This is a genomic window from Lunatimonas sp. (assembly GCF_020832325.1).
GTDB lineage: Bacteria > Bacteroidota > Bacteroidia > Cytophagales > Cyclobacteriaceae > Lunatimonas.
Genome location: NZ_JAFIEU010000004.1, coordinates 21,127 through 33,039, shown reverse-complemented (window position 1 = coordinate 33,039; position 11,913 = coordinate 21,127). Strand labels below are relative to the sequence as shown.

The window sequence follows — 11,913 nt, the reverse complement described above, 5'->3', positions numbered from 1 at the left end:
TTAAACACAGCTATTATCCTATTTATGTTCTCCGCCAGCCCTATACTTGTACTTTGGATGGTATACCGCGTGCTGAGGGCCGACGTCCAAAGTGCCTACACCTTTGAGGAAAAATGGTACGAGGATTTGTAGCAAAACTTTGATAATAATTTCCCTCCCTATCACTTTGATTGCTGCTTGGGCAAGCCGTATTTTTGCGCATGCATATAAAACAAATTACCCACCTTTTTATTGTATTTCTGTCTACCTTTTTGGTGGTATCCTGTTCGTCTTATTCCCCAGTTGAAGAACCTAAAACAGGATGGGACTTGGTTAAGATTGATTCGTTTTCCGTGGATTTTGGCAAGGAAGTCCATGGGGTAGCGTTTAATGGGCAAAAGGGTGTTTTCTACCATTTTAAAGACGTTTCCCTTACCCAGTTTGATACCACCGGAACCATCTTACGTACTACCTTCGTCGAAGAGGACGGACCAAATGCGTTGGGATACGTTGTTGGAATGCTACATCGGCCCGACGGTTCGCTACTATTGCAGTCCCTAAACGGCGAAATCGGACTCTTGGACAGCACGCTTACGTTTTCTCAGAAAATCCTCATGCCCTTTCAGTCCACCTTGCCGGCTATGCGAAGCAACGTCAAAAGTATGGCGTCCCAAGAAAACGAAGTCTTTGTATACTTTCCAGGAAGAAACGGCGCCAATCCGTATGAAAAAAACTATTTCAAAAACAACTACCTACTGGAACGTATCAACCTTAGCACGGGAACTATAAACCCTGTTTATAAACTGGCCATAGAAAGCAAGTTCCAAGAAGACACCTATCACGACACCCCTTATATTTTGGTGTCTATTTTCGAAGAGGAGTTATATTTTGTATTGGACAATGAGCCCGTCATCCATATTTATCAGTTGGAGAATGGGGATTTCCCTCTCCAATCCATTCCACTTGAGGCCAAAAAATTTATACAGGTTACTCCGAATCCCATTCCACTGGGTAACATGGACGGTGTGTATCCGGCAGTGATTGACGGTCTGTTCGGATTTGATGGAGGATTTGCTGTCACCTATGGAGAGGGTTTGGAGAAGGAGGAGGTCGATAGGCAGCCTATGGTAGATCCCCGGCTCTTAAAATCCCTACAGCGTAACCTATTAAAATTTTTCACCCACCAAAACGGTTGGTCCAATGAAATAGAAATTCCCCGCGAGGTCTCAGAAATCATCCATTTCAAAAGTACGGAGTCGTATATTTATGGCTTGAAAAACACCGCCTATCAAAGTTCGGATGCCGCTGGACAAGTGACTATTTATAAATTAGCCCTGACCCCAAAGGAATCCTGATACTTAACATCTACCCATAGCGGCTCCCTAACCCCCAACACCAACCACATTCAATAGGTCAATTACCTGTTGTTTGAAAAACTCCAGCTTCGTCGCATATTCTGACTCGTCATCAATCATTCCGAGGTAGTAATAGGCACCTTCCACCACGACAAAAATCTGTTCGGCAAGTCGTTCTGTATCGCCCTTTCCGAGGACCGGATCCTGCTGCAAAATCTCATCCAAGGTCCGGCGAAGTGCCACATGGAGATTTTTGTAGGCTTCTCGAATGGTAGGATTGCGAAAGGTGAGCGCATAACAACTGTAGAATACGCCATCATCAAAGAGTAAATTCCACTCTCTTGAAAACAAGCGCTCTACCAGTTTATTTACATCCAAACTTTTGGAGGTTCTCAATTGGGTCAAGATAGGCTCGTAGATGAGTTGGTAATGCTCTAAAATAAATGTAATCAACTCTTGGATCAGTATATCCTTGGTCGGGAAATAGTGCATGATTAAGCTAGGAGGGATCTCCAATCGCTTGGCGATCTTAGCGATGGAAGCATTTTCTAGCCCCACCTCCTGTGCCAATTTATAAAAACCCTCCACAATTTCCGATTCCCTCTCCGCCCTAATAGAATTTTTCATACTCAACAGGTTAATCATCAAATAGGATCAAAAACAAATTTAAAAAAATAAAAATATATTTTTCGAATAAAAAACTTTTATTTAATATTGAATGAACATTCAATAAACATTTCTTAACATACCCTTCATTTTGAAGTAATACCCAGCGACTAACTTGCACAAAAATTAATAAACGCTATCCTATGGAAACAACTTTACCCAAGTCTCAAAGAAACTATTTGGCGATCCAGATCTGGGTAGCCTTCTTTATTTTCGTTGGGACGATGAACTTGTATGCCCAGCAAACTGTCAGTGGCATCGTCAGAGATCAGGCGGAAAACCTACCCCTACCGGGCGTCTCCGTCTACGAACGTAACGCGTCTAACGTCGCCATCACCGACATCGACGGAAGATACACCATTCAAACCAGTTCAAGTGACGTAGAGCTGGTTTTTTCGTTTATCGGCTTTGAAACCCAAACCATAAAAGTGGCTGGAAGGAGCACGCTAGACGTAACACTTACTCTGGAGGAAACGCTCCTGGAGCAGGTCGTGGTAGTAGGATACGGTACGCAAAAAAAGATTAACCTAACAGGAGCTGTGGATCAAATTGGCGGGGAGCAGTTGGTTAACAGACCTGTAGCAAACGTCATGCAGGGATTGCAAGGAGCGAGTCCCGGACTAAACATCACCTATTCAGGTGGTCGGCCCGGTTCCGTGCCGGACATCAACATCCGTGGATTCACTTCCATAAACGGAGGCGGTCCACTAATTGTCATTGATGGAGTGGCAGGTGCCTACGAGGACCTGCTAAGACTCAACCCTGCGGATATTGAATCCTTTTCGGTGCTTCGTGACGCCGCATCTGCAGCTATTTATGGTGCAAGGGCAGCCTTTGGAGTCATTCTCATTACAACCAAAACCGGAGGTGCCAAGCAGACCATAAGCTATAACAGCAACTTCACTTGGGGAAAACCTACAGTCCTTCCCCGCCCGGTGACAGACCCCTACATCTATTCCCGCGTAATGGACCAGGCTACCAGCAATACCCCCTGGAATTACATCAATTTCAACGATGCACATTATCAGTGGGCAAAGGAACGCTCGGAGAACCCATCAATCGAAGATGTAAGAATAGACCCCAACGATCCTAACCGATGGGCCTATATGGGCAACTACGATTGGTATGATTACTTCTTCAATGCGTCGAGTTTTTCCACAAATCAAAGCCTTGCCATCAGTGGCAGTGCCAACGCCAACGACCTACCGATAAATTATTATATCTCCGGTGACTATACCAGGGAAAATGGTCTGAATAAGCTGGTACCGGACTACTGGGACCGCTATTCCTTACGAGCAAGAGTAAGTGCAACCCCGAAAAAGTGGTTAAAACTGGACAACAACCTCAACCTATACCAAACAGAACGTGGAGACCCTGCGGCAAATATCACCGACATCTACTACCTGACGCCTATTCAGGTCGCGGAAAACCCGGATGGTACATGGGCAAACACCGGTGCTGGCCGATTGGCTGCCCGTTTGAACGACGGCGGGCGTAACCGGGAGGATATGTTTGGTTTTCATAACATCATCCGGGCTACCGGTACCATGCTAAATGGCGATCTGAACATTACCGGTAATGCCAGCTTCAAAAGAGAGCAGTGGAAATACGCTTGGGATAGAAGAAAATTTGAAATAGGCTTCGGTCCGGAGGATATCCGAACCGAGGGTGGTGACGGCTTGGTGGCTGAAAGAAACGGTACACTACAAAACACTATTTTTGACCTATATGCCAATTACAACAAAACTTTCGGCACCCACTCAATAAGCTTGCTCGGTGGGTATAACCAAGAAAGTTACACCTATAGCTCTGTACAATCCGAACGAAGGGTGTTGATTTCATCTTCCCTGCCCTACCTCGGACTCACCACTGGCGATCAGTTTATCACACCGGGCTACAGTTCCTATGCCACCCAAAGCTTATTTGGAAGGGCAAACTACACGCTGAACAATAAATATATCGTGGAGTTCAACGGTAGGTATGATGGATCGTCTAGGTTTCCTTCAAGCAACCGTTGGGGCTTCTTCCCCTCCCTCTCTGGGTCATGGATCGTCAGTGACGAATCCTTTTTCCCTGGGCAAAACACGGACCTTTCTCCCACACTCAAGTTCAGAACCTCCTACGGAAGCCTTGGCAATCAAAACGTATCCAACTTTGGATACATTCAGGCCCTGCCAACTGGGCTATCCAGCAACTTGATCAATGGAGACCGACAATTGGTGATTACATCTGCACCACCTTTGGCCGTGGATCCCAATTTTTATACTTGGGAGCGGGTGATCACCTCCAACTTCGGAGTAGACCTCGGACTTTGGCAGGACAAGTTCTTTGCCTCCTTTGATTATTTCGTGCGGAATACCAAAGACATGCTGACCAATCCAGTAGAGCTCCCTGGCGTATTGGGGACTTCTCCGCCACAGCAAAATGCCGCTGACTTGCAAACCAAAGGATGGGAAATGACTCTTTCCTACCGAACACAGTTTGCGACCGGTAGTGAGCCCATTCAGTTTAACTCCAAAGTATTTGTCTCCGACTCCCGTTCATGGATCACTCGCTTTGAAAACGACCAACGGTTGTTTTCAAACTACCGGGTAGGACAGGAAGTGGGTGAAATATGGGGCTTGACCAACGATGGCTATTTCCGAAACGAAGACGAAATCAGCCAACTGAACCAGTCGGCCATCATCCCTTGGGGCGCATTGGATATCGTACCAGGATGGCCCAAATACCGAGACCTGGACGGAGACGGCCGTATTGAAAGAGGCCAAACGGAAGAGGATCCTAGAGATTTGAGCATCATCGGAAACAGCCGACCCAGGTATCAATTCGGTGCGAACATGGATGCATCCTGGAAAGGATTCGACCTCTCCCTCTTCATTCAAGGTGTTGGGAGACAGGATTACTATCCCAGACATTATTTGTTTTGGGGCCCTTATCAACAGCCCTATGCGAATATTTACCCATGGAATCTGGATTTCTACCGAGGAGAAGCCGATTCAGAAGCCATGCGCGCGCGCCACTCCCAGTCTTATCTGGATGCAGGGCTTGCCGACGTAAACTTGGATTCAAGGTATCCCGTGCTGCAATCCTGGCTGGCAGATGCCAACTATGGCGCAGGGCTGGACATTCCTCAGACTCAGTATTTGCTAAATGCCGCTTACTTGCGGATCAAGAATCTCTCCATAGGATACACCCTTCCCATGGAAGTATCCAGAAAAATAAAAGCGTCGCGGGTAAGATTGTTCGTGACGGGTGAAAACCTGTTCGAGTTCTCGGCTATCAAGAGCTTTGTGGATCCGGAAGCAGTGAATGATGGGTATGGCTGGGCCTACCCTTTCCAACGCAGGTACTCCGCAGGTGTAAATATTGATCTCTAAACTGGTGTTAAACATGAAAAAATATATCATCATTAGCTTTCTTGCCTTCATGGTATCTGCCTGTAACGATGAATTTATGGACAGATACCCCCAAACTTCCATCGCACCGGAAGAGTTCTTCAAATCAGAGGAAGACCTAAGGCTTTACGTAAACGGGCTATTGGAACTCCCCGGTGTGGGTCAGTATCAAGCAGATCAAAACAGTGACAACCTTGCCACTACTGCAGCCATTGAAATCAAGACCATCATGACAGGCACCCCAACCTCTCAAAATATCACCGGAGGGTGGAACTGGGCCAGGCTGCGAAATATTAATTACTTCTTGGATAACATGGTAGGAGCAAACGCCACTCCCGAAGCCAAAAATCATTTTGAAGGATTGGCTAGGTACTACCGGGCCGTCTTCTACATGGGTATGGTAAAGCGCTATTCGGACGTACCCTGGTACGGCAACCTGCTTAATCCTACCGATGAGGAGCTTTTCAAACCTAGAGATACCAGAGAGTATGTAATGGAACGGGTAATGGAAGACTTGGAATTCGCCTCCAATCACGTGCGGGAGCAAGTACCCACCGGAACTCCGGGAAAATGGGCAGTGAAAAACTTCTACGCAAGGACAGCGCTCTACGAGGGAACCTTTCGGAAATATCACCCTGAACTCAACCTCCAGCAGACGGCCTCCAGTTTTTTGACGAAAGCGCGGGACGTAGCATCTGAAGTGATCAATTCCGGGAAATTCTCCCTGCATTCCACCGGTAATCCTCAAGCGGATTATGCAGCACTGTTCAGGAGCCAAAACTTAATAGGCAACTCGGAAGTAATCCTAGTAAACCCCTATGACATCAATAAAGATCGGAACAGCAATATCAATTTTACGGTATTTGGTACCTATGAGCAATCTCCCTCCAGAGATTTGGTTCAGACCTACCTGATGGCCGATGGAACACGGTTTACGGATATTCCAAACTACCAAAGCATGCAATACGTAGAGGAGTTTGCTAACCGTGATCCTCGTGTTTCGCAAACATTGGTGTATCCCGGCTGGATAAGACAGCCCGATCCTACTCCTTTTATTCCCCTGATGAACCGAAACTTTACGGGGTATTTCCAACAAAAAGGTTATAACAATACCATCGACAACATCGCTATCGGTAGTTTGGATTTTCCGGTTTACAGATATGCGGAAGTGCTATTGACTTTTGCCGAAGCAAAAGCAGAGCTTGGCGAAATTACTCAGGCAGACCTAGACGCTTCGGTGAACGTGATTCGAAACCGGGTGGGTCTCCCAGCGCTGCAGTTGGCCCAGGCAAATAGTAATCCAGATCCATTTATGGCAGAAAAATACCCAGCCGTTACCGGCCCCCACACGGGCGTATTATTGGAAATCAGACGAGAAAGGCGGGTAGAATTTGCACTGGAGGGGTACCGATTCGACGACCTGATGCGCTGGGGTGCAGGGAAACTTTTGGAGCGCATTCCAGAAGGCATGTATTTCCCAGGACTCGGAAAATACGACTTGACCGGGGATGGTCACGAAGACATAATCCTGATCGGAAGAGACCAGAACATTCCGGCGGATCCAGAAAAGGAACGTAATGCACTGGGTACGCTGTTGGTTTACTATCGAGCGGGAGAATTTGCAGACAATGTCACGGTCTACCTAAAGAATGGTGTCAACGGAGGTCCTTTGGTGACAGAAGTAACACCAAGGCAATTCATTGATCCCAAATACTATTACCGTCCTATACCCTTTTCTCAAGTCACGCTTAACAGCAACTTGGAACAGCGGTTCGGTTGGGAATAAACATCTCCTGAATGACACCTCTTCCGCAACTGGTTGGAAGAGGTGTTTTTTTATTGAAATTTGATACCCCGATCACGTCTGCCTTACACCAGGCAGGCACGACCATTGAAAAAACAACTATAAACATATGAAGCATCCTTTTTCCCTTCTATTTTTCGTTGTGCTGTTGAGCACGATACACGTCTCCTCCTTTGCGCAGGAACGGAAAACGCTATTTATCATCTTAGACGGTATCCAACGCGAACTGCTGGAGAAAAACCCCACACCCGCAATAGATGAAATAAGTCAAAAAGGTGCGTACGTCCATGCCCACGTAGGTGGCATGCGAGGTGGTTATTCCGAAACACCCACCATCTCGGCCGTTGGTTACAACAGCCTGCTTACCGGCGTGTGGTACAACAAACACAATGTGAAGGACAACAGCATTCGCCAGCCCAACTATAACTATTGGACCGTGTTTCGGTACTTCAAAACGGCCTTCCCTCACAAAAAGACCGCTGTCTACTCTACCTGGCTGGACAATAGGACCAAATTAGTAGGCGAAAACCTACCTGAGACCGGACACCTTCAGCTGGATTATCACTTCGATGGACTGGAAATTGATACGCTAAGCTTTCCCCACGACGATAAGAGCAACTACATCCATGAAATTGACAAGCTGGTGGCCGCCTATGCTGCCAAAGATGTGCTGGAAAAAGGGCCCGATTTGTCTTGGGTCTATCTCCAGTATACCGACGATATGGGACACAGATTCGGTGCCAGCGAGCAGATGGATCGGGCAATTCAAGAGGCAGACAAGCAGGTGGGCCAAATCTGGGCGGCAATCCAAGAACGAGAGAAGCTTTACGACGAAGAATGGCTATTATTGATAACGACAGACCATGGTCGCGCAGACGGTGGTTTCAACCATGGGGGTCAGTCGGACGAAGAGCGGGCTACGTGGATCGTCTCCAGCCAACCACTCAATAAACGGGCTACTTCTATTCCCGGTGTGGTCGATCTACTGCCCACGATGGCAGACTTTATGGGCATCCCCATTCCAAAAAACCAAGCGATGGAGATAGACGGCATTTCCCTACTTGGAACCGCCTATGCCGACCAACTAAAGAGTTCGCTAGAAGGAAATCTTTTGCACCTCAGCTGGCAAACTTATGACACCGAAAGCCGGGCCAAAGTCTGGATAACTGCTGGAAATCAATTCCGGTTCGGGAACTCGGACACTTACCGCCTAGTGGGCGAAGTGGATCTGAAAGCGGCCACCGCTACCCTGGATCTGGGCACCGAGTACCAAAACCTGAAGGTGGTGCTAGAACTGCCAGAAGGGTATTGCAATGTATGGGTGAGAAACAGTCCCTGAGGTAGAAAACCCTAGACCAGGCGGAAAAATATGCCTGGTCTAGAATATATCGTACCCGCTTTAGAAAAAAAACAGATTGAAATCGACATTAATTTCTATGTAAAGCGGAAAACACGCGGTAAATTTCCGAAAGCCACTAGCCTAAAATAAACACATCATTCACAGCAAATTTTTTATCAATCAAACTAATTTCCTCCCCCGGCAGATATACCTTGGTTTTCGAATACGTCCCTTCTTTAACATTTGAAAAAACCTCTACACGATTGTTTTCCAAATCTATAATCCAATATTCGGGGATGCCGTGAACGGCATAGAGCGGGGCTTTTACTTCTTTATCAAACTTGATAGAGGCATTTGAAACTTCGATGATTGCCAGCACATCGGCAGGCACGGGGTGTGCGGAAGCATAAAAATCTGATCGATAGGTTAAGATACTGATATCGGGCTCCGGTTCGTTAGTTACACTCAATCTTAACGGATTTTGAATTCTGACGATAACTTGTCCTGACAGTAGTTGGTTCATTTTCATTGCTAAATGATCTACAATTGCAGCATGCTTACTTCCGATAGGGGTCATTTCAAAAATTTCACCGTTTATAAGTTCTAAACGGTCATCGGGCTTGAGTATTCCAATCTCAGCCATTTTGTGGTATTCATCCACACTGATCAACCGCTTTAATACTTCCATTTTCATTGAAATCAGGGTTTTATATGTATAAAGATAGCCTTTTTCTAGTTTTAAAAAAATAACGAAGACGACAAGCAGCCCTAGGTTTTCTTGGCTGATTTTTTACTTTAACAGCCACTAGTTTTGTATCAAAAGTACTCAGTGATCGAAGCATTTCGATACAAATACATTCGTCCATAGGAATGGCTTGTAGGCTTATCGCTGAAAGTTCTGTAATATAAAAAAGGCCCAACCCTAGGCTTCCCTACAACGAAAACCCACTAGTTCACTACCAACCAAGTATACCCGTTAGGCGGTATCTGCTGCCTTTTCAACACTCCCCTACCCATTGGGTCTAGGGCAATCTTTTTGGATTGACGGCCTTCCTCTGATACAGCTGCCTCTCCCCGCAGACCGGTATAGTATAAGGGTAATACAAGATCCATTTCCAATAGCTCATCTGTAGGGTTAAACAGCATGACGAGGGCCTTTTCGTTACCTTGGGGGTCTACGTGCATCCATCCATCCCATTCCCGACCGTCGGCCCGTCGCAGGCGGATGATGTCTGCATTTAAAATATTTCGGTATTTCTTATACCAATCGATTACTTCGATCACCATCTCCTTGGTCTGCTCCGTGTCATACAACCGGGGTCCCCGGTAACAAGCCTGCACACCGGCACCATAATATTGCATCATCAGCTGCCTGTAGTCATCCAAATGCTCGTTGAGGGGCTCCAGTACAGCATCTGCACCACCGCCATGATAGGCCGTGAGAGGTACAAAGCCCCACCCCATCGAGGGTGTTTTTTCCCAAGTAGCGTCGTAGATATTTTGGCGGTTGAGGATCTTTTGTTGCTCCCTAGATAGCGAAAAATTCACCTCCCGGTAACCAAACGCGATCTTATGGGTTCCATCTAGAAAATACCAATCCGGAGCATTGATATAAATACCCTGGGCATTCATCCACCTGTAGAGGTCTTTTTGCAAGTTAATCTGAACCCACTGGGAATCGTGCAGACCCTCGTGCCCCGGGTGTGACGTGGAAGCACATACATCACCGGGATAGGGCCCATCGTTTTCAAAGATATCAAAGCCTGTTTCCGAAAAAAAATGCTTGATCTTCTCCAGGTAATCCAGTCCCCAACTGCTGGCCATGCAGGGAGCGTTTCCAAAGAATGCCCCTCCCGGTTTTCCTGTAAGGGGGCTAATGACATCGTGTTCCGGACCAATGGACCGGGAACTAAATAACGAATACCCTCCTATCTTAATGCCACGTTCATGGGCATAGTCTGCCAGCGTTTTCCAGCGCCGAAGGTTTTCGGGGGAAGTATCCTCCATATTGATATGGCTGCCAAAACTCAGTATCAATGCTTCATATCCTGTATCTACACATTGGTCGATGGCAGTTCTTACTTCATCGTCCGTCTTGCTGACCAAATGCATAAAAATCGGATTCTGTAATACCCATGGCGTGATATGCCGGTACATTTTACGCCTCGCCAACCCATTTCGCTCACGGTCATAACTATCCAATACGAGTTCATAGGTACGGATGGAAGTATAGACCTCTCCCGGTAGCAGATTGATTCCGATACCCTTCTCCGGATAAACTTCCAGCTGAACGGGAGTCTGGAAATTGTAGTTTACTTGGGAGGTGTATAGCGAGTCTGTTTTCCAGTGAGTAGCCTGTGCGCTGATTTCCGCATGCATGGCGTTGTTAAACGCAAAATTATTTTCAATGTAAAGCTGGTGTGGCTTTTTCATTTCATCTAACTCTCCCACTACCGCCGATTCCTCCTCTACGACCGCTAGCACTTCGTTGACTACCTGGTCAATGTAGACGGCTTTGGAGTCTCCATTTTCGAGCGTCAGGAATTTCCCGATTAGCGGGAGATTATCAAACAGCTCGTAGTGAACCTTCAATATTAACCCCGGAAAGTCTGGGTGAGAAAATTCCAGTGACACCTTTTTACCTGTGCCATCATTAGCGGCGGTGGACCAAAACTGCGGATTCCAGTTGACATGTGGTTCTATGCCGGCGATCTCGTAGCCTTTATACCGAAAAGCAGATTCCTCGGCCCGCATATCTTCAAGCCATTCCTTGCGGAAATATGCACGCTCTCTTTGTCCGACAAGGCCTCCGACAGGATAGGTCCTGCCATTCAAGGTGACCTTCGCCTCAGGAGAGACAGTACGCAGAATTTGTGCGCCCGTCATTAGGTTGGTAAAGTCGTAACAGGCGAAATCAGGGCTGAGCACAAAACTCCGCCGTACCAGCCCATTATCCAACGTCAATTCATTTCCAGCTATTTCTGTGACACGGGCGGGGCGATTCATGCCGTCCACCAACCAGTCCTCCAAAGGCCGGTGATCCGGCTTGCCAGTACATGAAAGTCCTAAAACAATCACTAGAAACATCCCTATAGAGGGGATCAAATCCCGCGTATATTCCGCCATAAATTTTAAGAATTTATATTCTATGTAGCAACAAACCGATATCCAGCTTGATACAGCTCCCTCCGCATGTTCATATTCTGCCTACGATAGGCAGCCGGCTCCAACGAATAACCCATGCTAAACATAGGAAAAAAGCCCCAAAACCCTGCTTAAGCTTTATAAAAAATCCAGTGCTTCATCGTAGAGAGTGTAAAAATAACGGCATTTTTTTGACAAACTGTTCTTTTTTTAGGATGCAAGGCTCGTATT

The 11,913-nt window shown here is 46.7% G+C and carries 7 protein-coding genes; 4 read left to right on the top strand and 3 right to left on the bottom strand.

The genetic code is table 11. The features are described 5' to 3' along the window. Nucleotides 1-200: 200 nt before the first annotated feature. Entirely contained in the window at nucleotides 201-1,334 is a 1,134-nt protein-coding gene (locus tag JJU34_RS01160) for a hypothetical protein (RefSeq protein WP_228690478.1), read from the top strand. A 27-nt stretch (nucleotides 1,335-1,361) separates the two neighbouring features. On the opposite strand, the gene JJU34_RS01155 is transcribed toward JJU34_RS01160, so the two are convergent. Beyond that, nucleotides 1,362-1,961, bottom strand: coding sequence for a TetR family transcriptional regulator (locus JJU34_RS01155; RefSeq protein ID WP_228690477.1), 600 nt, complete (start codon nucleotides 1,959-1,961; stop codon nucleotides 1,362-1,364). 182 nt (nucleotides 1,962-2,143) lie between these two features. Here JJU34_RS01155 and JJU34_RS01150 point away from each other — a divergent pair, with 182 nt between their 5' ends. The 3 genes from JJU34_RS01150 to JJU34_RS01140 all read left to right on the top strand — a co-directional run bounded on the left by JJU34_RS01150 (nucleotide 2,144) and on the right by JJU34_RS01140 (nucleotide 8,538). Beyond that, the gene (locus JJU34_RS01150) at nucleotides 2,144-5,377 is read left to right on the top strand and encodes a TonB-dependent receptor (RefSeq protein WP_228690476.1); all 3,234 of its coding nucleotides are present in this window, start codon (nucleotides 2,144-2,146) and stop codon (nucleotides 5,375-5,377) included. Nucleotides 5,378-5,390: 13 nt separating this feature from the next. Beyond that, nucleotides 5,391-7,181, top strand: coding sequence for a RagB/SusD family nutrient uptake outer membrane protein (locus JJU34_RS01145; protein ID WP_228690475.1), 1,791 nt, complete (start codon nucleotides 5,391-5,393; stop codon nucleotides 7,179-7,181). Between the two features lie 127 nt (nucleotides 7,182-7,308). After that, nucleotides 7,309-8,538, top strand: a complete 1,230-nt coding sequence (locus tag JJU34_RS01140; RefSeq protein WP_228690474.1) for an alkaline phosphatase family protein — start codon at nucleotides 7,309-7,311, stop codon at nucleotides 8,536-8,538. 136 nt (nucleotides 8,539-8,674) lie between these two features. On the opposite strand, the gene JJU34_RS01135 is transcribed toward JJU34_RS01140, so the two are convergent. Next, on the bottom strand, nucleotides 8,675-9,232 hold the full coding sequence (locus JJU34_RS01135; protein ID WP_228690473.1) for a Uma2 family endonuclease: 558 nt from the start codon (nucleotides 9,230-9,232) through the stop codon (nucleotides 8,675-8,677). Between the two features lie 254 nt (nucleotides 9,233-9,486). Then, nucleotides 9,487-11,664 (bottom strand): alpha-galactosidase, encoded by a 2,178-nt coding sequence (locus tag JJU34_RS01130; RefSeq protein WP_228690472.1) that lies wholly within the window; start codon nucleotides 11,662-11,664, stop codon nucleotides 9,487-9,489. Nucleotides 11,665-11,913: the final 249 nt, after the last annotated feature.